This window comes from Lentzea aerocolonigenes (genome assembly GCF_000955955.1).
GTDB classification, from domain to species: Bacteria; Actinomycetota; Actinomycetes; order Mycobacteriales; family Pseudonocardiaceae; genus Lentzea; species Lentzea aerocolonigenes_A.
Map to the genome: position 1 here is coordinate 1 of NZ_JYJG01000370.1, position 25,333 is coordinate 25,333.

Annotated in this window: 21 protein-coding genes and 1 pseudogene; 13 read left to right on the plus strand and 9 right to left on the minus strand. The window is 68.3% G+C overall.

Going from position 1 to position 25,333, the window contains the following annotated elements; genetic code table 11:
* Window positions 1-60: 60 nt before the first annotated feature.
* Complete coding sequence (ilvA, locus tag UK23_RS38640) at window positions 61-1,296, minus strand: threonine ammonia-lyase IlvA (protein ID WP_045316746.1); 1,236 nt, start codon at window positions 1,294-1,296, stop codon at window positions 61-63.
* Between the two features lie 68 nt (window positions 1,297-1,364).
* On the opposite strand from ilvA, the gene UK23_RS38645 reads away from it, so the two are divergent.
* Together UK23_RS38645 and UK23_RS38650 are read left to right on the plus strand one after the other, a co-directional pair.
* A complete protein-coding gene (locus UK23_RS38645) occupies window positions 1,365-2,144 on the plus strand; it encodes a lytic polysaccharide monooxygenase auxiliary activity family 9 protein (protein WP_196778078.1) in 780 nt (259 codons plus the stop codon).
* Between the two features lie 83 nt (window positions 2,145-2,227).
* Window positions 2,228-3,469, plus strand: coding sequence for a ThuA domain-containing protein (locus UK23_RS38650; RefSeq protein ID WP_045316747.1), 1,242 nt, complete (start codon window positions 2,228-2,230; stop codon window positions 3,467-3,469).
* A 30-nt stretch (window positions 3,470-3,499) separates the two neighbouring features.
* On the opposite strand, the gene UK23_RS38655 is transcribed toward UK23_RS38650, so the two are convergent.
* Window positions 3,500-3,838, minus strand: a complete 339-nt coding sequence (locus tag UK23_RS38655; RefSeq protein WP_045316748.1) for a hypothetical protein — start codon at window positions 3,836-3,838, stop codon at window positions 3,500-3,502.
* A 196-nt stretch (window positions 3,839-4,034) separates the two neighbouring features.
* Between UK23_RS38655 and UK23_RS38660 the strand changes: the two genes are divergently transcribed.
* The 6 genes from UK23_RS38660 to UK23_RS38685 all read left to right on the plus strand — a co-directional run bounded on the left by UK23_RS38660 (window position 4,035) and on the right by UK23_RS38685 (window position 11,591).
* Window positions 4,035-4,472 (plus strand): helix-turn-helix domain-containing protein, encoded by a 438-nt coding sequence (locus UK23_RS38660; protein ID WP_045316749.1) that lies wholly within the window; start codon window positions 4,035-4,037, stop codon window positions 4,470-4,472.
* A 3-nt stretch (window positions 4,473-4,475) separates the two neighbouring features.
* A complete protein-coding gene (locus UK23_RS38665; RefSeq protein WP_045316750.1) occupies window positions 4,476-4,988 on the plus strand; it encodes an ImmA/IrrE family metallo-endopeptidase in 513 nt (170 codons plus the stop codon).
* Complete coding sequence (locus tag UK23_RS38670) at window positions 4,988-6,094, plus strand: MAB_1171c family putative transporter (protein WP_052685426.1); 1,107 nt, start codon at window positions 4,988-4,990, stop codon at window positions 6,092-6,094. Before UK23_RS38665 ends, UK23_RS38670 begins: the two co-directional genes overlap by 1 nt.
* Before the next feature lie 15 nt (window positions 6,095-6,109).
* On the plus strand, window positions 6,110-7,174 hold the full coding sequence (locus UK23_RS38675; RefSeq protein WP_196778079.1) for an ATP-dependent DNA ligase: 1,065 nt from the start codon (window positions 6,110-6,112) through the stop codon (window positions 7,172-7,174).
* Entirely contained in the window at window positions 7,171-7,776 is a 606-nt protein-coding gene (locus UK23_RS38680) for a YigZ family protein (protein ID WP_045316752.1), read from the plus strand. The genes UK23_RS38675 and UK23_RS38680 overlap by 4 nt, the downstream gene beginning before the upstream one ends.
* A gap of 200 nt (window positions 7,777-7,976) precedes the next feature.
* Complete coding sequence (locus UK23_RS38685; protein WP_052685427.1) at window positions 7,977-11,591, plus strand: PD40 domain-containing protein; 3,615 nt, start codon at window positions 7,977-7,979, stop codon at window positions 11,589-11,591.
* Between the two features lie 15 nt (window positions 11,592-11,606).
* Here the strand turns inward: UK23_RS38685 and UK23_RS38690 are convergent, their stop codons facing one another.
* From UK23_RS38690 to UK23_RS38700, 3 genes are all read right to left on the minus strand, one after another.
* Window positions 11,607-14,201, minus strand: a complete 2,595-nt coding sequence (locus tag UK23_RS38690; RefSeq protein ID WP_156213700.1) for a glycoside hydrolase family 3 protein — start codon at window positions 14,199-14,201, stop codon at window positions 11,607-11,609.
* 526 nt (window positions 14,202-14,727) lie between these two features.
* On the minus strand, window positions 14,728-15,345 hold the full coding sequence (locus UK23_RS52220) for a hypothetical protein (protein ID WP_156213701.1): 618 nt from the start codon (window positions 15,343-15,345) through the stop codon (window positions 14,728-14,730).
* A gap of 92 nt (window positions 15,346-15,437) precedes the next feature.
* Entirely contained in the window at window positions 15,438-17,081 is a 1,644-nt protein-coding gene (locus UK23_RS38700; protein ID WP_045316753.1) for a glutamate--tRNA ligase, read from the minus strand.
* A 78-nt stretch (window positions 17,082-17,159) separates the two neighbouring features.
* Between UK23_RS38700 and UK23_RS38705 the strand changes: the two genes are divergently transcribed.
* Together UK23_RS38705 and UK23_RS38710 are read left to right on the plus strand one after the other, a co-directional pair.
* The gene (locus UK23_RS38705) at window positions 17,160-18,341 is read left to right on the plus strand and encodes a zinc-dependent alcohol dehydrogenase (protein WP_045316754.1); all 1,182 of its coding nucleotides are present in this window, start codon (window positions 17,160-17,162) and stop codon (window positions 18,339-18,341) included.
* Between the two features lie 19 nt (window positions 18,342-18,360).
* Window positions 18,361-18,981: an L-threonylcarbamoyladenylate synthase gene (locus tag UK23_RS38710; RefSeq protein ID WP_045316755.1), complete on the plus strand. Its 621-nt coding sequence runs from the start codon at window positions 18,361-18,363 to the stop codon at window positions 18,979-18,981.
* A 3-nt stretch (window positions 18,982-18,984) separates the two neighbouring features.
* Here UK23_RS38710 and UK23_RS38715 read toward each other — a convergent pair whose 3' ends face one another.
* The 3 genes from UK23_RS38715 to UK23_RS38725 form a co-directional block, all read right to left on the minus strand.
* Window positions 18,985-19,440: an RICIN domain-containing protein gene (locus tag UK23_RS38715; RefSeq protein WP_045316756.1), complete on the minus strand. Its 456-nt coding sequence runs from the start codon at window positions 19,438-19,440 to the stop codon at window positions 18,985-18,987.
* A 16-nt stretch (window positions 19,441-19,456) separates the two neighbouring features.
* Window positions 19,457-19,915 carry an RICIN domain-containing protein gene (locus UK23_RS38720; RefSeq protein ID WP_045316757.1) on the minus strand — a complete coding sequence of 153 codons (459 nt, stop codon included), beginning with the start codon at window positions 19,913-19,915 and terminating at the stop codon, window positions 19,457-19,459.
* 116 nt (window positions 19,916-20,031) lie between these two features.
* Window positions 20,032-21,852, minus strand: a complete 1,821-nt coding sequence (locus tag UK23_RS38725) for a S8 family serine peptidase (protein WP_231114871.1) — start codon at window positions 21,850-21,852, stop codon at window positions 20,032-20,034.
* A 206-nt stretch (window positions 21,853-22,058) separates the two neighbouring features.
* Here UK23_RS38725 and UK23_RS38730 point away from each other — a divergent pair, with 206 nt between their 5' ends.
* Entirely contained in the window at window positions 22,059-23,018 is a 960-nt protein-coding gene (locus UK23_RS38730) for a hypothetical protein (protein WP_045316758.1), read from the plus strand.
* 327 nt (window positions 23,019-23,345) lie between these two features.
* Here UK23_RS38730 and UK23_RS38735 read toward each other — a convergent pair whose 3' ends face one another.
* On the minus strand, window positions 23,346-23,942 hold the full coding sequence (locus UK23_RS38735) for an NUDIX domain-containing protein (RefSeq protein ID WP_231114872.1): 597 nt from the start codon (window positions 23,940-23,942) through the stop codon (window positions 23,346-23,348).
* A 128-nt stretch (window positions 23,943-24,070) separates the two neighbouring features.
* Here UK23_RS38735 and UK23_RS55175 point away from each other — a divergent pair.
* Window positions 24,071-24,250, plus strand: a pseudogene (locus tag UK23_RS55175) (helix-turn-helix domain-containing protein); the annotation flags it as partial.
* 397 nt (window positions 24,251-24,647) lie between these two features.
* Window positions 24,648-25,124, plus strand: coding sequence for a hypothetical protein (locus tag UK23_RS54245; RefSeq protein WP_045316760.1), 477 nt, complete (start codon window positions 24,648-24,650; stop codon window positions 25,122-25,124).
* The last annotated feature ends 209 nt before the right edge of the window (window positions 25,125-25,333 follow it).

The following is a 25,333-nucleotide window of genomic DNA, read 5'->3' on the forward strand; positions in this document are numbered from 1 at the left end:
TTCATCGCAGTTGGTGGTACTTGCAGACGCCAGAAGAGCCACCACCTTGGAATCGACCATCTAGATCAGGAACCGGTACGCGGTGGTGCCCGGCGCCACGTGCTGGATCTTGAGCGGGGACTCCTTCATCCGGCCCCACAGCAGGTCGTAGTCCTCGCGCCGCCCCAGCTCGATGCACACCAGCGCAGCCCCGGTCTCCCGGTTGTCGCGCTTGATGTACTCGAACAGCACGATGTCGTCGTCCTTGCCGAGCACCTCGTCGAGGAACCTGCGCAGCGCGCCCGGCTCCTGCGGGAACTCCACCAGGAAGTAGTGCTTCAGCCCGCGGTGGACCATCGACCGCTCGACGACCTCGGCGTAGCGCGAGACGTCGTTGTTGCCGCCGGAGAGCAGGCACACGACCGTGGAGTCCGGCGCGACCGAGATCTCCTCGAGCAGCGCCGCCGACGCCAGTGCGCCCGCGGGTTCCGCGATGATGCCGTCGATCTGGTACAGCTCCAGCATCTCCGTGCACACCGCGCCCTCGGACACGGTCAGCAGCTCCGCGCCGCTGTCGCGCACCATCGGGAACGTCACCTCGCCCGCCCGGCGCACCGCGGCGCCGTCGACGAACGAGTCGACCTCGGGCAGCGTGACCGGGCTACCCGCCTGCATCGCGGCGATCATGCTCGCCGCGCCCGCGGGCTCGACGCCGATGATGCGGGTGCGCGGGAAGCGCTCCTTGAACCACGTGCCGACGCCGGAGAGCAGGCCACCGCCGCCGACCGGCACCACGACCACGTCGGGCGCGCCGCCGAGCTGCTGCACGATCTCCAGGCCGACGGTGCCCTGACCGGCGACCGTGCGTCTGTCGTCGAACGCCGGCACCAGGGTCGCGCCGGTGTGCTGCGCGTACTCCTTGGCCAGCGCCGCCGCGTCGTCGTACGTGTCGCCGTCGACGACCAGCTGCACCATGCCCTGACCGAGCGCGGAGATGCGGTCGCGCTTCTGCCGCGGGGTGGTGCGGGGGACGTGCACGCGGCCCTCGATGCCGAGGCGGCGGCACGCGTAGGCCACGCCCTGGCCGTGGTTGCCCGCCGACGCGCAGACCGCGCCGCCGAACGCGAACTCGGTCTGGCAGAGCAGGTTGAACGCGCCGCGCAGCTTGTACGAACGGCCTACCTGGAGGTCCTCGCGCTTGAACCAGACGCGCGCGCCGGTCCGCTCGGACAACCGCTGGTTCACCTCGAGCGGCGTGGTGCGGGCGACTCCACCGAGCCGGGCTGCGGCCGCGGACACCTCATCAGCGAAGGACATGACACTACATCTTCCGTGAACGACTCGGGCCTGGCACGCGTACCCCTAGAAAGACAGGGGAGGTGCTCGTGTTTCGCCTTGTGGGCGTACTGACGCTGCTCATGATGCTCTCCGCGGTTCCCGCGCACGCCCATGGCGCGCCCACCGACCCCGCGAGCAGGGCTTATCTGTGCTCACCAGGTCAGTCCTCAGCATCATCCTCGCCGTGCCGGAAAGCCATTCAGGCGGGTCTGCCGTCCAAGGAGTGGGACAACATCCGGCTGCCGAACGTGGCGGGGCGCGACGCGGCGAGGGTTCCCGACGGGAAGCTGTGCAGCGCGGGGATCGCGAAGTACGCAGGGCTCGACCTGCCGTCGGCCGAGTGGCCGGCGACGACTTTGAAAAGCACCGCCTTCACCTACCGGGCGACGATTCCGCACCAGGGCTCGTTCCGGTTCTACGTCACGAAGGACGGCTACACGCCGACGCGCGCGCTGCGGTGGACGGATCTCGAGCAGTTCCTCACGGTGCCCACTCCCCCGTTGGTCAACGGTGCGTACGAGTTCAAGGTGCAGCTGCCGCAACGGACCGGGCGTCACCTGATCTACACCGTCTGGCAGAACACCGACACACCTGACACCTACTACTCGTGCACGGACATCGAGATCGCGGCCGCCCCGGCAACCACTGCTCCGGCGACCACTGCTCTGGCAACGAGCGCGAGCACCCCGCGCCCCGTTCCCGTTGCGTCGAGCGCCGAACAACCTCCTTCCAACGCAACGAGGTTCGGCATGTCCGCCGTGGTAGCGGCACTGGGCGGCCTGGCGGTGCTGGGCGGGATCATGTTGTGGCGCAAAAGAATTCTGTGAACGTCCCGGTCCCCAACAGGTCTGGACCACCTCTACGATGATCTTCGGGCGCGCAACCCTGCGATCGTGAGGTGTGTGCCTCTATGGTTAGAAAACTGTTGACTGTGCTGGCTTTGATCAGCGCGGCTCTCTTCCCGGTCGGCATCTCGGCCCCCGGTGCGGCACAGGCGGTGCCGTTCAAGGTCCTCGGCTTCTACAGCGGTACCTTCGACGCCGCGCACATCGCGTTCGTCAAGGAGGCGAACCCGTGGTTCGCCAGGGCCGCCCAGGAGAACGGCTTCACCTACGAGGCCACGAACAACTGGGACAGGCTGAGCTCCCTCACCCCGGCGCAGGCTCAGGTCGTGCTGTTCCTCGACGACCAGCCGCAGAACGCCGCGCAGCGCAACGGTTTCCAGCGCTACATGGAGTCCGGCGGCGGCTTCTTCGGCTTCCACGTGAGTGCCTTCACGCAGAACGCGAACGAGTGGTCCTGGTACCACAACACGTTCCTGGGCAAGGGGAACTTCGTCAGCAACACCTGGGGCCCGACCACCGCGGTGCTGAAGGTCGAGACCCGCTCCCACCCGTCGACCCTGCGCCTGCCGGACAAGTTCACCTCCTCGGTGAGCGAGTGGTACAGCTGGTCGCGTGACCTGCGCACGAACCCGGACATCCAGATCCTGGCGAGCGTCGACCCGTCGAGCTTCCCGCTCGGCACCGACCCGAACCAGCAGTGGCGCAGCGGCTACTACCCGATCATGTGGACGAACAAGAACTTCAAGATGATCTACGCGAACTTCGGCCACAACGCGATGGACTACCCGAACAACCGGCCGTTGTCGTCGACGTTCGCCTCGGCCACGCAGAACAACTTCATCATCGACAGCCTGCTGTGGCTCGGCGGTGGCGGCACTCCCCCGCCGCAGGGCGACTTCAAGACCGTGGTCAACCGCGGCAACGGCAAGTGCGTCGACGCCAGGTCCGCAGGTGTCGACAACGGCACGGTCATCCAGCAGTACGCCTGCAACGGCACCACCGCACAGAACTTCCGCGCGGTGGCGACGAGCGACGGCTACTCGCGCGTCGAGTACCGCAACGACTCGTCGAAGGTGCTGGACGTGAGCAACGTGTCCACTGCGGACGGTGCCGGCATCCACCTGTGGACCTACGGCGGCGGCAACAACCAGCAGTGGCGCGTCACGACCGGCGCCGACGGCTACTCGACGCTGACCGCGCGCCACTCCGGCAAGTGCCTGTCGGCGCCAGCTGGCACAGGTGACGGCGTGCAGCTGATCCAGGCGACCTGCAACGGTTCGGCGGCCCAGAGCTTCAAGCTGGGCTAGTCCCGGTTCTGGGCTAGTCGCGGTTCTGGGCTAGTCGTGCTCGCCGGGGTGAGGCCCGGTCACGGTCACCCGTTCCCCCGGTCTCCTGCTCCCGGAGACCGGGTGGGACGTGGCCAGGAACCCGTACATGTCGTTGAGCTGGTGCAACGCCGAAACGGCGTCCCGCCACACCGGGCAGGGCCACGCGCGATGGAGTCCGTACCACGTGTGGCACGACTTGCAGCGATGGCGCTCGTTCGGCTCGTGCATCCGCAGCAGCCCGCGCCACCACGGCAGCGCAGCCCTCAGCTGCTCGCGCAGCTCGAACACCTCGTTCGGCGAGTCCGTCTGCGCGAGCTGGTCCATGGTCTTGTAGACGACGTCGATCACGGTCCGGTGAAATGATCCCTGTCGTTCAGCAAGCGCCATGTCCGGTGTCCTCCGGTATCCCCACCGCAGTTGAGACGGGCACGATGGGAGTCTATGTTGGCCAGAGGCGGGGTTTCAACTGGTGAAAATCCCGTCACCCAGATAGCCCTTTCCGTGGGTGGAAACGCTCACTGCGCGCAACGGGGGGAGCCCGGCAATGGCGGGGGAACGGTCCCTGGCTGACAAGCTCAACCACCTCTTCGCCCGGCACACCTCCCGCTCCGGCCAGGAGTACAGCAACGAGCAGGTCGCGGCGGCCATCGCGGACACCGGCGTCACCATCTCCCAGAGCTACATCTGGCAGCTGCGCAAGGCCAAGAAGGACAACCCGACTTTCAAGCACTTGCAGGCACTGGCAGGCTTCTTCGGTGTGCCCGTGAGCTACTTCTTCGACGACGAGGTCACCGACCGCGTCGACGAGCAGCTGAAGTCGTTGCAGGACGAGCAGAGCAGGCTCAACGAGATCGCCGCGGGCAGCGACGCGCAACTCATGGCGATGCGCGCGGGCGAGCTGTCGCCTGACCGCCGCCGCCTGGTCATGGAGCTGCTGGACGTCGTCTACCGACAGGAACAGGCCGAGCGCGGCGAAGGATGACTCGTGGCCGAACGAGAGTTGCGCAAGCGGTGCCGCCGCCTGCTGAACGAACTGGACATCCAGCCGCCGCTGGACGTCGAGGAGCTCTGCCGCAGAGTCGGTGACCAGCGCGGCAAACCCATCCGGCTGATCGCGCACCCCATTCCGGTGCCCGGCCCGTACGGGGTGTGGATCGCGACCGCCAAGGCCGACTACATCCTGTACCAGCAGGAGACGTCGAAGGCGCACCAGAACCACATCATCCTGCACGAGCTCGGGCATGTTCTCGCCGGTCACACGAGTGACGAGCAGGACGACGACCTGCTCGCGGGCCTCTACCCCGATCTCGAACCGGACGCCGTGCGCCGGGCGTTGCGGCGCACCTCCTACGACACCGCGCACGAGCGCGAGGCCGAGACGGTCGCGACGATCATCCTCGAGTGGGCGTCGGTGCTGGACAAGGTCGCGCCGCGCAACTCAGAGGGCCCCGCGCGCAGGATGGCGAAGTCGCTCGCCGACCGGATCGGGTGGCTGTAGTGGAGTACTTGAAGGAAACGCAGGGCATCGTCGCGTTCACCGCGTTCGCCGTGATGCTGTACCTGCTGGTCCGGCGTCCGCACGACCCGCGGCTGCGGTCGGTTACGGGTCTCGTGGCCGGGTGGGCGATCGGTTATCCGTTCGGCAGGGCCGCGGCGAACGGGCGGTGGTTCCTCGGGCTCGACCCGATGGTCTGCCAGCTGATCCAGCACGCGCTCCTGCAGGTCGGCGTGTACGGCCTGATCTGCTTCTTCATCTTCTCCGCGCTCGACGACACCAGGGCTCGCCGGCACGCACTGATTCAGCTGGCGCCCTTGGTCCTGTGCATCTTGGTGATGACGTGGGCGGTCCTGGCGATCCCGGACGACCTGCGCGTGGCGGCGGCGCGGGTGCCGAACTCGCTCGGCGGCGGACCGACCGGAATCCTCGCGATCACCGTGTTCTACGCGCTGGGCAACGGTTATCTGCTCTACGGGTTCGCGGCGATGTTCGTCTGGGCCCGCCGCTACGCCCGCGGTGCCGACCCGAGGCTGCGCAGGGGCCTGCTGATCACCTCGACCGGACTCGGGCTGCTGGTGCCGGCCGACGCGATCTTCGTGGCGTCCAACATCTCCCGCTACTTCGGCGAACCGCTCCCCCGCTGGCTGCTGACCACCGCCGTGTGGTTCCTGCTGCCGGGCGTGCTGTTGTGCGTCATCGGCGTGATCTACCCGATCGCCGCGATGCGGTTCGCCGCGACGAGGCTGTGGCTGCGGCACCTGCGCGCCTACCACCGCCTCTCTCCACTGTGGACGCTGCTGCACCAGTCGTTCCCCGAGGACGCCCTGCACCGCGTGCCGTCCGGGCGCTCCTTCTCGTTGCGGGGCGTGCACCGGCGCTACTACCGGCGGGTGATCGAGTGCCGTGACGGGCTGGTGCGGATCAGCCCGTACGTCGCCGAGACGCCGGACGAGATGCCGCTGGCCGAGCGTGTGCGCGCCGGCCTGGAGACGCGGCGTTCCGGCGCGGTGACGTTGCGGAGGCCGATCGCTCTCGCCATCCCCGAGGACGACGGCATGGACGCCGACGTGCGGGAGCTGGAAAAGCTCGCGGTGGCGTTGCGCTGAGCTTATGGTCCCGGTGTGGACCTGCCCGTGATGCCGCCGGTGAAGCCGATGCTCGCGAAGTCCGTCCCCGAACTGCCGCGCGGGGACGGTCTCGCGTACGAGCCGAAGTGGGACGGCTTCCGCTGCATCGTGTTCCGCGACGGCGACGAGGTGGAGCTGGGCTCGCGCAACGACAAGCCGCTCACCCGCTACTTCCCCGAGGTCGTCGAGCTGCTCCGCGAGTCGCTGCCGCCGCGTTGTGTCGTGGACGGCGAGATCGTGCTGGTCACGCCGGACGGCCTGAGCTTCGACACGCTCCAGTTGCGCCTGCACCCGGCGGCCTCGCGCGTGCGCAAGCTGTCCGTGGAGACGCCGGCCTCGTTCGTCGCGTTCGACCTGCTGGCGTGCGGCGACCAGGACGTCACCACGTTGCCGCTGGCCGAGCGGCGCAAGCTGCTGGAGGAGATCGTCACCGAGATCCCGGGCGTCTACCTGACACCGTCCACTGCGGACCCCGAGGTCGCGCAGGACTGGTTCACCCGCTTCGAGGGCGCGGGCTTCGACGGCGTGATGGTGAAACAGCTGGACGGCGTCTACGAGCCGGACAAGCGGGTGATGTTCAAGGTGAAGCACGAGCGGACCGCCGACTGCGTGGTCGCGGGCTACCGCGTGCACAAGGACGGCGAGACCGTCGGCTCGCTGGTGCTCGGGCTCTACCAGGACGGCGAGCTGCACAACGTCGGCGTCGCGAGCAGCTTCACCGCGGCGCGGCGGCGTGAGCTGGTCGAGGAGCTCGCGCCGCTGCTCAACCCCGCCGAGCACCCGTGGGCCGCGTGGGCGACCTACACCGGTCCTGGCATGAACAGCCGCTGGAACCCGGAGAAGCAGCTGCAGATCGTGCTGCTGGACCCGTCGCGGGTGGCCGAGGTGCGGTACGAGCACGTCCAGGGCGGCCGGTTCCGCCACACGGCGCGGCTCGTGCGGTTCCGGGACGACCGCGATCCGGTCAGCTGCACCTTCGAGCAGCTGGAAGAGGTCCCGCCCGCCGAGCTGGACGCCCTGTTCGGTGAAGCTGAGCGGCGGCGGACAATCGACCGGTGAAGGTGATCAAGCGGGACGGCACGCACGAGATCGAGATCCAGAGGTCGCGGTTCCTGTGCCACGTCGCTCGCGTCACCTCTGACCAGGAAGCCTCGGAGTTCTTCGCGCGGATCCGCAAGGAGCACTGGCAGGCCACGCACAACTGCACGGCGTTCCGGACCCGCGATACGCAACGCTCGTCCGACGACGGCGAACCCGCGGGCACGGCCGGGGTGCCGATGCTGGAGGTCCTGACGCGGCGGGACCTCGTCGACACCGCTGTCGTCGTCACCCGCTACTACGGCGGCGTCAAGCTCGGCGCGGGCGGCCTGGTCCGGGCGTACGGGCGGGCCGTGTCCGAGGCCATCGACTCACTGGGCACTCTCACGCGCGAACGTCACGAGACGCTGCTGCTCGCCGCCGACCACGACCAGGCGGGCAAGCTCGAGAACGCGTTGCGCGCCGCCGGCTACCACGTCGCGGACACCGAATACGGCCACGACGTCACCTTCACCGTGCACACGCGCGATCCGGAGGGGTTCGAGATCTGGCTCGCGGCGCAGACCGGCGGCGCGGTCACCGCGATCAGAGGCGAACCGGTCGACGTCGATGTCGCCGATTAGCGCGGTGGCGGCGCCCTACCCCTAGAAGGGCGCCGCCCCGCGTTGCCCTAGGTCTTCGGGTCCGGAGGCGGGTTGTCGGGTTTGCGGGTCTCGACGAGCAGGTCGCGAATGTCACCGTTCATGGGTTCTTCATAGAGCGAACGCGTTGTTCGGTTCCGCCGACTGGACGCCGAACAAACAACGAGGGAACAATCCGGCGGGTGCCGAGACCCGAGCGCCCGCTGGATTCCGACGATGACGAGCTGCTCAGGTTCGCCGCGGACTTGAGATTGTTGCGTGAGAAAGCAGGTAAGCCGACCTACCGCGAGCTGAGCAAGGTCGCGCACTATTCGGTGACGGTGCTCTCCGAGGCGGCGAGCGGCCGGAAACTTCCCAGCCTGGCGGTGACGGTCGCGTACGCGCACGCGTGTGGCGGCGACGTCGAACAATGGCGCCGAAGATGGCACGAGGTCGCCGAGGGCACGAAGCCCGCCGATCCAGAGCGCGAACCGCCGTACCTCGGCCTCGGCGCGTTCCAGGCCGAGGACTCCAGCCGGTTCTTCGGCCGGGAAAAGCTCGTCGGACAACTGCTGGAAAAGGTGAGCGAACGTCCTTTCGTGGGCGTTTTCGGCGCTTCTGGATCGGGCAAGTCGTCACTGCTGCGAGCAGGTCTGGTGGCGTCCCGGCCGGCCGACGTCTTCTCCCCCGGCCCGCATCCGCTCCAGCTCTGGGGCGAGTGCACCGCGGAGCTCGTGGTGATCGACCAGTTCGAGGAGGTCTTCACCCTCTGCCGCGACGAGGACGAGCGCGAGGCGTTCATCGAGGCGATCACCCACTCCGCCAATTCCCACTTCGCCGCGCGCAAGGTCGTCATCGGAGTCCGCTCCGACTTCTACGGCCACTGCGGCCGCTACCCCGATCTCGTCGACGCGCTGCACGACGCGCAGGTCCTGGTCGGCACGATGAGCCCGGCCGAACTGCGGCGCGCGATCACCGAACCGGCGTTGCGCGCGGGCTACACGGTCGAGGGCGCGCTGGTGTCGGTGCTGGAGGCCGAGCGCGCGCCGTTGCCCCTCGTCTCGCACGCGTTGCTGGAGACGTGGCGTCGTCGTCGCGGCACCCGTCTGACCGTGGCGGGCTACGAGGAGACGGGCGGCGTACGGCACGCGTTGGCCCAGAGCGCCGAGGTCGCGTATCTGGAGCTCGACGAGGCCCAGCAGGCGATCGCACGCAAGATCTTCCTGCGCCTGACGGCGCTCGGCGAGGGCACCGAGGACACCAAACGGCGCGTGAGCCGCGACTCTCTCGACAACGATGACGACACGTTGTTCGTGCTGGACCACCTGGCGCGCGCACGGCTGATCACGCTCGACGACACCGGCGTCGACCTCACGCACGAGGCCGTCATCCGCTCGTGGCCCCGGTTGTCCGGCTGGCTGACCGCGAACCGCGACGGCCTGCGCGTCCACCACCAGCTGACCGAGGCCGCCTCGGCCTGGGAGTCCCTCAACCGCGACTCCGGCGCGCTCTATCGCGGCGTGCGGCTCGCATTGGCCCGTGAGTGGGCCACGGGTGACGACGACGCGATGTCCGCGCGCGAACGCCGGTTCCTCTACGCCAGCATCGAGGCAGAAGAAGCCGAGCAGGAGGCCACCCGGCGGCAAACCCGCAGGCTGCGGCAGCTGGTCGGGCTGCTGACCGTGCTGCTCGTGCTCGCCGTGACCGCCGTCGGCTACGCGATCAAGGCCCAGCGCGAGACGACCGAGCAGCGCAACATCGCCATCGCACGTAAGGCGGTGAGCGACGCGCAGGGCTTGCAGCCGGCCGACGCCGCGCTCTCCACCCAGCTGAGCCTCGCCGCCCAGCAGCTCTCCGACAACACCGAGACCCGCGACAACCTGCTGAGCGCCACCGCGGACCCGTACTTCACCCGGATCGCCGCGCACGGTTCCGACGTGCCGGCCGTCGCCACGCGAGGCACCACGCTCGCGACCGTGAGCTGGGACAAGGAGCTCAAGCTGTGGGACATCTCGGACGTCCGCTCACCGCGGCTGCTGAGCACCACGGACACCAGTGAGGAGCTGCACGGCGCCGAGTTCGTCCGCGACGGCGTACTCGCGCTCACCTCGGAGCAGAACGTCCTGTTCTACGACGTGACCGACCCGAGCTCCCCGAAGAAGAAGGGCACGATCCCCCGGCCGAACGGCACCGCGAAGATCTATGACGTCACGTTCACCCCGGACGGCACCACGGCGGCGGTCGCGGTCGAGAACGTCGTTCAGTTCTGGCAGGTCACCGACCCCGACCGCCCCGTCCTCACCAGCACGCTGACGGGGTTCGAGTCCCTCACGCGACGAGTGCGGTTCCGGCCGGACGGCAAGGCGCTCGCCGTGGCGGTGGACAAGGTCGTGACGCTGTGGACGTACGGGGACGGCGAGCCCCGGCAGCAGGGCGTGGCACAAGGCCACAGCGCCGGGATCGAGTCGCTCGCGTTCACGCCGGACGGCCGGTCGATGGCGACCGGTGGCTGGGACCACCTCGCCGTGCTCTGGGACGTCACCGACCTCGCGAACCCCGGGCAACGCGCGAAGTTCGCCGACTTCACGGCCATCGTCTGGGGCGTGTCGTTCTCGCCGGACGGCACGACGCTCGCCGCGACGGGCGACCGGCGCACGCGGTTGTGGGACCTCGCCCACCTCGATCCCGAAGGCAGGCCACGACTGCTCGCCACGCTCACCACCGGCGTGTACGAGGCCGAGTTCACCCAGGACAACTCCACCCTGGTGATCTCGGAGGGCTCGAAGTCGGTGCGGCTGCAGAAGCTGAGCGACCTGCCGTTGCTGGGCCACGAGAACAACATCTCGGCGACGTCGTTCCGCCCCGACGGCCAGGTGCTCGCGACCAGCAGCTGGGACAGCACGGTCTGGCTGTGGCGGATGACGCCCGAGCGCGGCCGCGAGCCGATCACCCGGATCACCGACGCGCGCGGCTACCTGCGGTTCACCACGTTCAGCCCGGACGGCAAGCTGCTCGCGGTGGCGAGCGACGACGGGTTCTGCCGCCTCTACGACGTCAGCGACGTGACAGCGCCGGTGCTCCTGCGTGCGTTGCCGGCGCAGACCGACCGCGCGGTGTCGGCCGCGTTCACACCGGACAGCAAGACGCTCGCGGTCGGCACGTTCGGGCAGGTGCTGCTGTGGGACATCACGAATGCGAAGGCGCCACAACTGCTGTCCTACCGCGACGTCGCGAACAACTACCTGTGGGCCGTGCACTTCAGCCCGGACGGCAGGAAACTGATCGCTGGTACCGGCGATCGCTCGAAGCTCTTCGACGTGACCGATCTCCGCTCACCGAGCGAGATCCCGTTCTCCGGGCACAGCGACACCACGCTGCGCGGCGGTTTCAGCCCGGACGGCAGGCTGCTCGCCACGGCGTTCGGGGACAAGGAGATCAGGTTCACCGACCCGCGCACGATGCGCGAGGTGGGCAGGCTGTCCGGGCTCACGGCCGGTCCGTACGCGGTGACGTTCCACGGGACCCTGATGGCGACCTCGCACACGGACGGCGTGCTGCGCCTGTGGGACGTCGCGGATCCCGCGCACCCCAGGCTGGTCACGAAGTTCACCGGGCACGCGCGCGACGTCGCGGCCATCGAGTTCTCGCCCGACGGCACGTACCTGGCTTCCGGCGGCAACGACACGACGGTGCGGCTGTGGGACGTGGACGTCGATCGGGCGGTTGAGCGGTTGTGCGCGCGGCACCCGGAGCCTTTGACGCGCGAGCAGTGGGCGGAGTACTTCCCGGACGTGTCCTACCGGCGGGTCTGCCGGTAGGACACGTCTTTCCCGTCAGGTGCAGGAAATGACGTCCGGATCAGCGCCCGCCTTGGGCACCCACCGCACGTTCGCGAACGACGCCTGGAAGGTGCCTTCGGTGTAGACCAGGAACGGCGTGTTGACGTTCTCCAGGTCCAGCCCCTTGTCGGCGAAGCAACTGACCGCGACCTTCACGGTCGACTTCTGTCCAACCGGGAGGTTCCGGAACGCCTGTGTGGCATCGAGTTCCGCCATGCAAGGGTAGTTGCAGTGCGCGCTGATGACCGTGCGGGCGGCCGGGGCCTGGTGCACGATCACGTCGAACTCGATGGCCGCGTTCGCGTTGCCGTAGCCGCGCAGGTCGGTGCCGGTCGGGCTCTGCAGGTACACCTGCCCCGGTCCGGTGCCGGTCCACGTCGTCTTGAGCGCGTCCTGCTGGACGTTGACGTCGGACTGCACGACGTTGATGTTCGCCTGCGAGGCCTGCCCGTCCGGGCCGATCTCGAGACCCCAGTTCTCCGGCGAGCCGATGTAGCTCTTGTAGGGCGCGACATCGGTGCGGTTGAAGACCTCCAGGTCCTCGGTGGCCGTGCCACCGCCACCGCCGGAGCAGAAGCCGCCGGGGCTGGTCTCGTCGAGCTTGCCGACGTTGCCGGTCTGCCAGTCGCGCAGGCCGTAGCCGAACTTGAACAGCGGCGTCTTGGCCGGCTCGCCGGGCAGTGCCGGGCAGGCCTCGCCCGGCCACGAGTAGGACAGCTTGCCGCTGAACCCGTTGTGGCGCCCCTTGATCAGCAGGTCCGCGATGCCCTGGCCCTCGGTGCCCGGGAGCCACGCGGCGACGAACGCGTCGGAGCGGTTGATCTCCTTGTTCATGTACATCGCGCGGCCGCCGACGTAGACGGTGATGACCGGCTTGCCCTTGCCGGACACCTTGTCGAGGGTCTCCAGGTCCTTCGGGTACAGGCGCGCGGTCTCGAACGTCCGCTTGCCGATGTCGCCCACGCCCTCCGCGTACGGCGTCTCACCGATCACGGCGATGACGGCGTCGAAGTTCTTGGGGTCGACGTTGTCCGCGGTCTCGGCGAACGTGACGTTGGCGGCGCCCAGCGTGTCCTGGATGCCCTTGAGGATGCTGGTGCCGTTGGGGAAGTCGGCGTTGGTGTTGCCGGTGCCCTGCCAGGACAGCGTCCAGCCACCGGTCTGGTTGCCGATGTTGTCCGCGCTCTTGCCGACCACGAGGACCTTGCTGCGCTTGGAGAGCGGCAGCACCCGGTCGTTGTTCTTCAGCAGCGTCGCGGACTCCCGCACGGCCTTGCGCGCGAGCTCCTTGTGCAGCAGCGCTTCCTGCTCGCCCGCGTGCTCCCGCTGGGACGGCTTGGGCGCGTCGAACGTGCCCGCGCGGAGCTTGACCCGCAGGATCCGCGTGACGGCGTCGTCGATGCGCTGCAGCGGGATCTGGCCGCTCTCGACCTGCGTGATCGTGTTGGCGATGAACGCCTTCCAGTCGCCGGGCACCATGATGATGTCCATGCCGGCGTTGATCGCCTGCGGGCAGCTGGCGTTCGTGCAGCCGGTGACCTGGCCGATGCCGTTCCAGTCGGAGACGAGCAGGCCGTCGAAGCCCATCTTCTCCTTGAGAATGCCGGTCTGCACGTACTTGCTGCCGTGCACCTTGCCCTCGTTGATGACGTCGTTCGTCCAGCTGTTGAACGAGATCATCACCGTCTGCGCACCCGCGGCCAGCGCCCCGTAGTAGCCCTGGCCGTGAATGTTGATCATGTCTTTTTCGCTGTAGGCGTTGACGCCCTGGTCCTTGCCGCCGGTCGTGCCGCCGTCACCGATGAAGTGCTTGGCGGTGGCGATCACGCCGTCCTCGCCGATGCGCTTCTTCGCGTTGTCCTGCAAGCCCTTGATGGCCTCGAACCCGTAGGCGCGCGTGATCCGCGGGTCCTCCGAGAACCCTTCGTACGTGCGTCCCCACCGGTCGTCCTGCACCACGGCGAGCGTCGGCGAGAACGCCCAGTCCTGCCCGGTCGCGCGAATCTGCTCGGCCGTGGCCTCGTTGATGTCGCGGATGAGGCACGGGTCGTGCGCGGCGCCGAGCCCGATGTTGTGCGGGAACACCGTTGCGCCGTAGACGTTGTTGTTGCCGTGCACCGCGTCGATGCCCCAGATGACGGGAATCTTGGTGCGCGTCTGCTTCGACGCCTCCCAGTAGGCGTCGGCCTTGGCGAGCCAGTCCTGCGGCGTGGCCTTCTTGTCGGCGTTCGGCCAGCTGCCACCACCGTTGAGCACCGAGCCGAACCCGTACGTCGTGACGTCCTGCGCCGTGATCGTGCCGATCTCGGGCTGCGTCATCTGGCCGACCTTCTCGGCCAGCGTCATGCCCTTGAGGATCTCCCTGATCTTCGCTTCGTACTTGCGGTCGCCCTTGAGCTGGCTGTCGATCCTCGGCCAGTCCTTGAGCTCCGGCAACGATCTCTCAATGCGGGCACACCCGTGCTCGGTACGGGGCTGCCCGATGACCGTCTGCTTCGACCCGCGCTCGTCGGGCGCGGCAACGGCCGCTGTCGCGCTGGCGGCGAGCGTCAGCCCCAGCACTGCGGCGAGAGTGCTTCTCCAATGCATGCCGCAGATCCTCAACTTTGCGTTACGTCCGCGTCAATGGGAACGCTCTCACGACTTTGTTCCGGAACCTTTCAGGACGAAGCGGGAGGTATCGGACCTGCTCGCACGGTTGCCGCCCGCCTGCCGCCTTGTCTGCCGTCCGCATGCCCCTCGCGCGGCCATCGCATGGCCGTGGGGGTGGGTGGGCCGGTTGGGTGGCTGGGGGTTGGCGGTCGGGTGGCGGCCGGTCGGGTGGTTGCCGGTCGGTGGTCCGGTCCCAGCGTGGCTCTGTACGAGCCGGGTCAATTCATCGCCGCTTCGCGATGATTGCGATTGGGGCTTGGCTTCGGGCCTCTGGCGAGACGCTTTATCGACCTTGAAAGGACGGGCACTTAAGGAGACTGGAACGTCATCACCGCAGCTCAGCGGGGCATGAGTTCGGGCGGCTCGCTTCGCATCGCATCAATACCGCACCTTCGGCGCGGGCGTTTTGCGATAAAGCAGTCTGCTGTCGAAACCACTTTGTTCAGACGGGTGCAGGCGCTTATCACGTCCGCCGGAGCATCGGCGGCGCGGCGGTGGGCGGAACACCGGATGGCGACAGATCCGGAGTGACCTGGACGAGGCCTTCTCGTGGCGATGCCCACGAGATCGAATCGGCTTCGGCGGGATCGGTGAACACCAGCACGGACTCGTCGAGCCGGACGAACCTCAGCTCGTCGCCCCACGTCTCGGACGCCTCGCCCGCCATCAGCAGCAGCGGCCGCCCGCCGATCGTCAGGAGCACTTCGGCCACGACGGACGAGCCGACGAACACGGCCACCTCGTCGACGTGACCGGTGGGCAGCTCGCCGAACGCCTGCCAGCGGGTGATCCCGTCCCACACGTCCTGGTTCTGGAGCTTGGGCTGGAGCCACTCGTGGCGCCACAGACCGCAGTCCGTGGAGTGCTCGTAGGTGCCGATGCCGAACGGCTCGTCGTCGTCCAAGGTCGCGAGCAGACCCCACAGCTGCAGACAAGGAACCGACGGGTCGCGGAACTGAGGGCCGGTGCCCGCCACGTCCTCCCGCAGCGCCCATTCGACGCCCACCCACGACTCGATGTGCCTGCCGCGCAGCGCCGCGAACTCCCGCACCCGGCCGGCGAGCCAGCTCTCGTCCATCACGACGGGAGTATGTGCGCGGTACTGGTGGAACGTCGCCGGAATTAGCACGGCCCCCGGTTCCAGCAGGAACCAGGGGCCGCGGAAGCAACCGGCTAGGCCAGCGCGCGCACCCGGCGCAGCACCTCGTGCTTGCCCAGCGTGCGAGCCACGGCGTGCAGGTCCGGGCTGCGGTTCGAGCCGGTCAGCGCGACCCGGATCAGCTGCGCCGCCTCCTTGATCGAACCGGGGTAGGCGTCCGGGTTCTTCTTGAACTCCTTGGGGTTCGGCGCGAAACCGTGCTTCGTGGCGAGCTCGCGGATCTGGCCGAACCACTCCTGGCCGTCCTCAGCGTCCACGTACCCGTCCGCGAAGTCGGCGGCGAACGCGGCGATCAGGTCGGCAGGGAGCCCACCCAGCCGCTCATCGGAGCGATCGGTCACCAGCGAGAACAAAGAAGAGAAGAAGAAGCCGTAGGCCGTGCGGAAGTCGGACCACTTGCGGAGGTCCTTGCGCGGGTTCGCGACCTCCGGGCCGCGCTCGACCTGAAGAGCGGCCAGCGCCTCGTCACGCGAGGACTCCAACACGGAAACGAGCTCCGGGTCGTGGGAGGCGGCCCAGGCGGAAACCCGGGAAATGATCTCGGCGCCGGACAGCGTGGCCACGTAGTCGGCCGAGATGTCCTCGAGCTTCACCAGGTCGACCAGAGGACCGGCGACACCGCACTCGGCCAGCGAGATGGGAGCGGCGAGAGCCTCGGCCAGAGGCAGCTCCGCCAGGCGCGCGTTCACCAGGCCGCGCATGTAGTACTGGACGGCCTCGGCCGGGTAGCCCGCCTCGATGAAGAACTCGACGGACGCCTCGGGGTCCTTGCGCTTCGAGAGCTTCCGGCGCGACCCGCCCTGCTGCTTCATCAAAGGCGCGATGTGGGCGTACTCGACGCGCTCGAAGCCCAGCGCGTCGAACAGCTGCAGGTGCGTCGGGACGGACGAGATCCACTCCTCGCCGCGGATCACCAGGTTCACGCGCATCAGGTGGTCGTCGACGGCGTGCGCGAAGTGGTACGTGGGCAGGCGCGGCGACTGGTCCGAGGCCTTGAGGATCACCACGTCGTTGCGGTTGGCCTCGTGCTCCAGCTCCCCGCGAATGGCGTCGACGAACTTGGTCCGCTCCCCCGCCTTGCCCGGCGAGCGGAAGCGGACGACGTACGGGCGACCGGCCTCCAACGCCTCAGCGACCTCGGAGGCCGTCTTGTCGCGCCAGATCGCCCAGCGGCCGTAGTAGCCGGTCGGGAGCTTGGTGGCCTGCTGGCGCGCGGTGATGTCCGCGAGCTCTTCCTTCGTGGCGAAGCAGAGGTACGCGTCGCCGGAACGCAGCAGCTCGCGCACATAGGTCAGGTAGATCTGCTCGCGCTGCGACTGGTGGTACGGGCCGTAAGCGCCAACGGAGCCGGCCTCGTCCGGCTGGATCCCGAAGTACTCGAACGCGCGGTCGAACTGCTCGACGGCACCCGCGACCTCGCGCGCCTGGTCCGTGTCCTCGACGCGCACGATGTACGAGCCGCCCGAGTGCGAGGCGATGTCGCGGTCGATCATGCCCACGTACAGGCCGCCGATGTGCAGGAACCCGGTCGGCGACGGGCCCAGGCGGGTGACCTTCGCGCCTTCACCCAGCCCGCGAGGCGGGTACTGCTCCTCCCAGAAGGACGGTTCAGGCAGGTCCGAGGGGAACAGGGCGTCGACGACGGCACGGTCGAGCATCGCTGAGGGTCTCCATAACCGGGATGAAAGAAGTCGTCCCAGGTTATCAACGTGCGGCCACGGGGAACGCCACTGGGCATGAAGGCAGTCACTTGGCACGGCAAACGCGACGTCCGCGTCGACAGCGTCCCCGACCCGGCCCTCAAGGAACCGGAGGACGTGATCGTCAAAGTCACGTCCAGCGGCATCTGCGGCTCCGACCTGCACCTCTACGAGGTCCTGGGGCCGTTCCTGACCGAGGGCGACATCCTCGGGCACGAGCCGATGGGCATCGTCGAGGAGGTCGGCGCGAACGTCACCGAGCTCAAGCCGGGCGATCGGGTGGTGATCCCGTTCAACGTCTCGTGCAACTCGTGCGCGATGTGCAATCAGGGCCTGCAAAGTCAATGTGAGACCACGCAGGTTCGTGAACACGGTTCGGGCGCCGCGCTCTTCGGCTACACGAAGCTCTACGGCCAGGTGCCCGGCGGTCAGGCCGAGTACCTGAGGGTCCCGTTCGGCAACTCGCTGCCGATCAAGGTCCCGGACGGCCCGCCGGACGACAGGTTCGTGTACCTGAGTGACGTGCTGCCGACCGCGTGGCAGGCCGTGGAGTACGCGAACGTCCAAGCAGACCAGACGATCGCCGTTCTCGGCCTCGGCCCGATCGGCGACATGTGCTGCCGAATCGCCCAGCACCGCGGCATCAGGACCATCGGCATCGACCTCGTCCCGGAACGCCTCGCCCGCGCCAAGGCCCGCGGCACGGAGACGATCGATCTGCGCGGAGCCGGCAAGCGCCTCACCGAGGTCGTCCAGGACCTCACCAACGGCCGCGGCCCGGACGCGGTGATCGACGCGGTCGGCATGGAGGCCCACGGCGCGCCCGTCGGCAAGATCGCGCAGCAGCTCACCGGCCTGCTGCCGGACACGATGGCCCAGAAGCTGATGAAGGAAGCGGGCATCGACCGGCTCAAGGCCCTCTACAGCGCGATCGACATGGTCCGCCGGGGCGGCACGATCTCGATCGTGGGCGTCTACGGCGGTATGGCCGACCCCATGCCGATGCTGACCATGTTCGACAAGCAGCTGCAGCTCAGGATGGGTCAGGCCAACGTGTGGCGCTGGGTCCCGGAGATCCTGCCGCTGCTCACCGACGGCGACCCGCTCGGCGTCGAGGACTTCGCCACCCACCGCCTACCGCTCGAAGACGCCCCACGCGCCTACGAGACGTTCCAGAAGAAGAACGACGGCATGGTCAAAGTGCTGCTCAAACCTTGATCGGCATATCCTGCCCCGCATGGCCAAGTACCTGGACGTCCATCCGGTCAACCCGCAGAAGCGCGCCATCGACCAGGCAGTGCGGATCCTGCAGGAGGACGGCCTGATCGCGTACCCGACGGACTCCTGCTACGCGCTGGGCTGCCGGCTGGGCAACAAGGACGGCATCGACCGCATCCGGGAGATCCGCAAGCTCGACGACAAGCACCACTTCACGCTGATGTGCGAGAACTTCGCGCAGCTCGGCCAGTTCGTGGTGGTGGACAACGCGGTGTTCCGCGCGATCAAGGCCTCCACGCCGGGCAACTACACGTTCATCCTGCCCGCGACGAAGGAGGTGCCGCGCCGCATGATGCACCCGAAGAAGAAGACGGTCGGCGCGCGCATCCCGGACCACGTGGTCACGCAGGCTCTGCTCGAGGCGATGAGCGAGCCGCTGCTCACCTCCACGCTGCTGCTGCCCGACGAGGCGGAGCCGCTCGTGCAGGGCTGGGAGATCAAGGAACGGCTGGACCACGTGGTGGACGCGGTGATCGACTCCGGGGAGTGCGGCACCACGCCCACCACGGTGGTGGACTTCTCCAGCGGTGAGGCCGAGATCATCCGCTACGGCGCGGGCGACCCGGCCCGGTTCGAGTAACCGCTACCGCTTGAACCAGAACTGGTTCGGGAGGCGGTCGTCGCAGGTCTGCAGCCGGATGTTCGGCGGCCCCAGACGCGCCACGCACTTGCCGGAGTGGAGGTGGCGGATGGTCAGGCGCGAGGCCGAGCCGCTGACGACCCAGACCTGCGACGGGGACCCGTTGCAGGTCGCGAGGCCCACCTGGTCACCCTCCCCCCAGGCGCACTTGTTGCTCTGGTTGCTGACCAGCTGGGTCTGGCGGCCGAACGACCCCACCCACCGGAAGTTCTGGAACGCGCCGTCGTTGCACCCGGTGTAGTAGACGGCGCCGGCCGGGTGGGTCGGGTAGCCGTCCAGGCAGTTGGTCGTGCCGGAGCCCTGGAACTTCCAGGTCACGGCCGCTGAAGCGGGCTGGGCCACACCGACGGCGGCCACGAAGGCCAGCGCGACGGCGGTGAGAACGCGGAACATCTTCATCTGAATCTCCCCCTCGTCAGGCCAGCGCCCAGGCTGAGCCCAGGACGTTGCACGCCTGCATGATCACGCGGTTCGGGTGCTCTCCCAGAGCCCTGGCGAGACACAGGTTGTTCTGCCGGATGACGAGGCTGCCGGACCTGCCCTGCACCTCCCACTCCTGCAGCTGGGCGGCGCTGCACGGCTCCAGGTTCACCCGGCTGCCCGCGTTCTGGACGCAGTAGCCGGCCTGGGCCTGGCTGCGCAGCCGGGTCTTGCCGGTGAACGAGCCGGACCAGTCGAACCTCTGGAAGTTGCCGGTGTTGCAGCCGGTCACGTAGACCTCGCCGTCCGCGCGGCCGTTGTAGCCGTCCAGGCACATGCCCGACCCCGCGAACCTGCTGATCGCCGCCGAAGCCGGTGATGCCCCCACCACTACGAAGCCCAGCACGGCCATGAACGCCAGCACCGCCGTGCCGAACCTGCGGTTCATCTTCATCGAACTCCCCTCTCGGTCACGCAGACCATGCCCGAGAGGCCTTGCAGGGTTTCTGGAATCCGCAGGTCAGAACGGCGGCGGCCCCGAGAAGGAGCCGCCGCCGTTCCACAAAGGACCTACGAGACGACCAGCGCGTAGTCCGCGTCGGTCGCCGCCGTCTCGACGTGACCGTCCACGTTCACCGCGGTCGCGACCACCTCGACCGTCCAGGTCCCCGCCGCCGGGGCCTGGACGAACACGTTCTCCACGGTGTCGACGGTGTTCGCGACCCCGCCGGCCGTCGACCAGTTGCCCGCGAGCAGACCGTTGTTGCCCCAGTAGACGGTCCCGTTCGGAGCGGTCACCTTCAACGACAGGTCGTTCACGGTCGCCTTGGCCGCGGTCGGCGAACCGGCCGGGTCGGTGTAGGCCAACGTGGCGCGCAACGGCGTCTGGCCGTTGGACGTCACGGTGTACTTGCGGGTCTGGCCGGTGACGACGAGGTCGGTCTCGTTCACCAGCACCGGCAGCTTCCAGCCACCGGCCTTCGCGCGGTCGTACATGTTGCGCACCGACGCCGTGCCCCAGCCCTGGTGCACGCGCGTCTGGTCGTGCGCTGTGCCGGAGAACGCGAACTGGTCGGCGGTGTTGACCAGCAACGCCTTCGCGGTCGACGCGTGCGGGCGGGAGGCGAAGACGTCGCGCTTCTTGCCGGGCGCCCCGTCGAACACGCCGTCGGCCCACATCTGGAACATCAGACCGGCGTTGCCGCAGGTGATCGGCGTCGCGCCGGACGTGCCGCCGAAGTTCGCGGTGTAGGCCGTGTCGCTGGTGGACGTCGTGGTGTCGATGCGGTCGTAGAAGTTCGAGATCTCCGGCTTGATCCGGCCGTCGGCCGCGGGCCCGATCGACGCGCCGCGGTTCCACTTGTCATCGGCGCGGTCGAGGGTGTTGTAGTGGTACTGGCCACCGACGGACAGCACGTTCTTCGCCCACGCCTGCGGGCGCGACGACCGCGTGCCCGCGTTGCTCTGCGACTGGCAGATCAGGATGTCGTGGTCGAACACGATCCGGTCCATGGCCTGCGAGACCGACGTGTAGGCGGTCGTCAGCGAGTCGCCCCAGCTGTTCGACTGGAACACCGCGCGGTACTGGCCGGCCGGGTCGACGAGCTGCTTGGTGTGCGCGTACCGGTCGCCGGTGTTGTAGACGGCCGTGATGCCCTGACCTTCTGGCAGCAGGCCGCGGTGTGCGGACGAGACGCCGGACGCGAAGATCTGCCCGTACGTCGAGGTTCCGTGCGAGGTGTCGCTGCTGTTGGCCGTGTGCTGCACGGCCGGACGGGCGCGGAACTCCTGGTGCGTCAAGCGGAACCCGCCGTCCATCACCTCGCCGCGCACGCCCTGGCCGCGGTAGCCGCCCGCGGTCTCGACGTAGTTGGCACCGGACGACTCGCGTGAGATCGCCATGTCGGTTTCAGGAGCCGACGTCGGGTCGATCGCGATCACGGCCGGCAGTTTCGCGACCTGCGCGGCCTGGCCCGCGTCCAGCGTGGCCATGATGTGCTCGCGGTCCTGGGAGATCACGTCCACGCGACCGCCAGAAGCCCGCACCTTCGCGGCGACGGTCTGCTGGTCACGCGCGTCCTGCTCGGCCAGCGTGATCAGGTAGCCGGACGAGCCCAGCGCCATGATCTGCGGCTGGGCCTGGAACGGGCGCACCTCGCGGACGTAGCTCAACCGGGAGACGCGAGCGGTGCTCGTCATGCGGGCGATGTAGGTGCCGTCCTGGACGAACGCGCCGAGCCGCACGCCGAGGCCCTGGAGCTGGTGGCGCTGGGCGTCGGACACGGTGGTGCGGAACTGCAGCAGGTAAGCGCTCTCCGCCGGGGCGGCGACGGCAGGAACGCCGCTGATCAGGGCAAATGCGGATATGGCCGACAACATTGTGCGCAGCACGAATCCAACCTCCACATCAGGCAGGGATGGCGGAGACCGGAGGAAGTCACCGCCCGTGACCAGGACGTTACCGGCAAAGCGCAGGTCAGGACATCAGTCGATCGGCGGTGATCACCTCACTGGAAGGTGTAGAAGAATCCGTCCGGAGTAACGTCACAGCTCGTATGCCCGACATGCCCGGCAAAGCATTTCCGCGCGGAGGACGGATGTCTGTCTCATCTGAGCAGCTGATGGAAGAACTGCGCACGTTGTGCCGTGGGCGGGGTGTGCAGACTCCCGGAATCGACTTGCACGTCGGACCGGCGCTGCGCCAGGTGTGCGGCATCGTGGAGACGGACGGCGCGGAAGCCGTCAGAACGAAACTCCGCGACTGGGTGACGAACGCGGCCCGCACTTTCCCGGTGGAGGTCCGCAACGCCGTTCTGGCGCCGCTCGGACTGCACGACGAAGCGCAGTTCCGGTTCCTCAACGAACGCATCGAGTGGCTCGCGAAGCAACAGGACCGCGGCGCGCGCACGGTGCGCAGGAGGATGGAGGCCGGGCTGCAGCGCCTGGTGGAGGTGGCACTGCAGCCGGGCCCGTCGGCGGCGTACGTGACGCCGTCGGAGTTCTGGCACGTCAAGGAGTTCGACGCGCTGCTGAAGCTGGACGGCCCGACGCCCGCGTGCACGGAACGCCGGACCGTCGTGGCCGACACCGACGGTGTCAGCGAGATCGCGTGGTCGATCACGATCCCCTCCCCGACGCCCGACGGCGCTCCTGGCGACGTGGACATCGAGGTGTTGCACGGGGTGGAGCTGATCGGCCACGAACGGCCGTCCCCGCGGCGGTTCCTCATGAAGCTGCGGTTGCCCCGACCCCTCAACGCGGGGCAAACGCACCAGTTCGCGCTCGAGGTGAAGGTGCCGCGAGGACAGTCGATGCGTCCGACCTACGTGTTCTGGCCGGAGCGGATGTGCGAGTCGTTCCGGTTGAGGGTCCGATTCGACCGGGACGCTCTGCCCGAATCGGTGTGGCGCGTCGAGGAGGCCCTGGCGCGCGACACCGATGACCTGACGCCTTGGCCGCAGACGCTGCCGCTGGACGAGATCGGGGAGATCGACGTGTCGTTCCCCCACCCTCGTCAGGGCCGCGGCTACGGCGTCCAGTGGACGCCACGCGGGTAGCCGAGCAGGTTCAGATCAGTTCGATGCAGAAATGCGGTTCCACGGCTGACACCTCCCTTGTGGGCTCAGGGAGAACCGCAGTCCGAAATCGGGTCAGATCACCGAGACCATGAAAACGCTGCCGACCATGAATCCCACGAAAAGGCAGATCACGGCAACTTTCACGACGGTGGCGAGTGAGCAGATCATTCTCATCGAGAAATTCACCTTCTCATTCTGACTGGCTTTCGGGCTGATGTTCTCGCCGATGCACCAAGAGTGGCTTTTCGCCAGTCGAATGAGAACGGGTTTCCTGTTGCACGCTACTTCGGGAAACCCTCCGAGCTCTTATTTCTGGGCCGTCCGGCGCAACGCCATGACGAGCAGTGCGTGCGAGCTGCCGGCGTGCGGGAGCATGCCCTGACGGACGAGGTCGAGGGCGTGGCAGAACGGCATCGTGCGCACGCGCAGGTCGGCCTCACCGGGCCCGAGATCGGCTTCGCCCTGGGTGAGTCCGGTGGCCAGGAAGATGTGGTCCACGTGGTTGCTCAGGCTGTCCGCGCCGTGGATCTGGCCTAGTCGTTCCCAGCTCTCGGCTCTGAGGCCGGTCTCCTCGGCGAGCTCACGACGTGCCGCGGCCAGCGGGTCCGCGTCCGTGTCGTCCGCGTCCGTGTCGTCCACCGCGCCGCCGGGCAGCCGCCACTCCGTGCCGCCGTGCGTGTAGATCCACTGCCGGGTCAGCACGACGTGGTCGTCGTCCTGGATCGCGAGCACCGTGACCGAACCCGGTGCCACCACGTGCGTGTAGGTGCCGTGCCCGCCGTCGGGCCTGACGACGTCGTCCGCGCGCACCTCGAACCACGGGGACCGGTGCACCACGTTGGTCGCCAAACGCTGCCAGACCATCACCACACCAGCCGCCTCGTTCGAGCACGTCATCGCCATGACTCACATGGAACCATCGACGGCCGCTCCGAATAGCCCCAGTTGATCGTCAATCAACGGCCAAATCGTGGACAACACGTATCCGGGCGTTTGAAGGGCAGCACACTGCCGGAGAGGGGGTGTAGCCGTTGTCGCCCACGTTCGCACAGGAGGTCCGCCGCCTGCGCACCGAGCGCGGGCTCTCGCTCAGCCAGCTGGAAAAACGGGTCCCCTACAGCAAAGGCCACCTGAGCAAGATAGAGAACGGCCGCGTGCCGCCGAACCCGAGCATGGCCAAGGTTCTCGACGACGCGTTGCAGGCCGCGGGCCGCCTCGCCGAACTGGCCGAAGCCCCGCCACGGCGAATGCCCAGCGACCACACGACGTTGCGCACGTACGACGCGATGTTCGACCACCACCGGACTCTGGGACACCGGCACAGTCCGGAAATCGTCCTGCCCAGCCTGCGGCACGAGATGGACGTGCTGAACACGCTGGCCCGTTCGGCGGACGACCCGGGCCTGGGTCGTGCGCTGTGGCTGCTGGCCGCGCGGTACGCCGAGTACGCGGGCTGGATGGAACAGGAACGCGGTGACGACGCCTCCGCGGCCGAGATGACCAAGCGCGCGGTGCTGTTCGCGGCCAAGGGCGGCGACCCGGAGCTGGAGGCCTGGGCCTGGGTCCGCGCCGCGGAGTTCTCGCGCGGGCAAGTCCCGCTCCCCGGCCGTGCGAGCCGGTGCAGCCCTGCGCGAAGCCCAGGGCTACGCGCTCGCCGGCGCCGCGGACCGGTGCGAGGACGCCCTGGAACGAGCCCAGGAGCTGTACCAGGCGGTAGGCGAACCCCCTTACGGCACAAGGAGTCTGGTCGACCAGGTAGCCGTGTTCCGGGCCTGGGCGTTCTACGACCTCGGCCGGCACGCGGAAGCCGCCGCAATCCTCGACACGCAGCTGCCGCTGATCGCGCCGACGGCCCTGCGCGCCCGCACCAGGTTCGGGTTGCGCCGCGCGCTGGCCTACGCCGCCGCGGGCGAGGTGGACCACGCGTGCGAGCTGGTCACCGGTCTGCTGGACGACATCCGGCAGGTGCAGTCGGCGACCGTGCACACCGACCTGACGGCGTTCAGCAAGCTGCTGTCCCGCCTGCGTCCCGCGGCCGGGCGCGAGGTCGCGGGCGAGATCAGCGAAATCCTCTTCCCTGGCTAGACAGCGTTTCTCCGGCCATGGCGTCTGCAAGTACCACCAACCCAAGATCATCGAGCACTTACCTCTGCCAACCGGCCCGACCGCCGCGCCGGCGACGGCTCCAGGGACGGATCGGGTGCAGGCACAGGCGATTTGATCAAGAGGTGGCGGTACTTGCGGACGCGCACAGAGCCACCGGCTAGACGGTTGATTCCAAGGGGTCCGCAGCC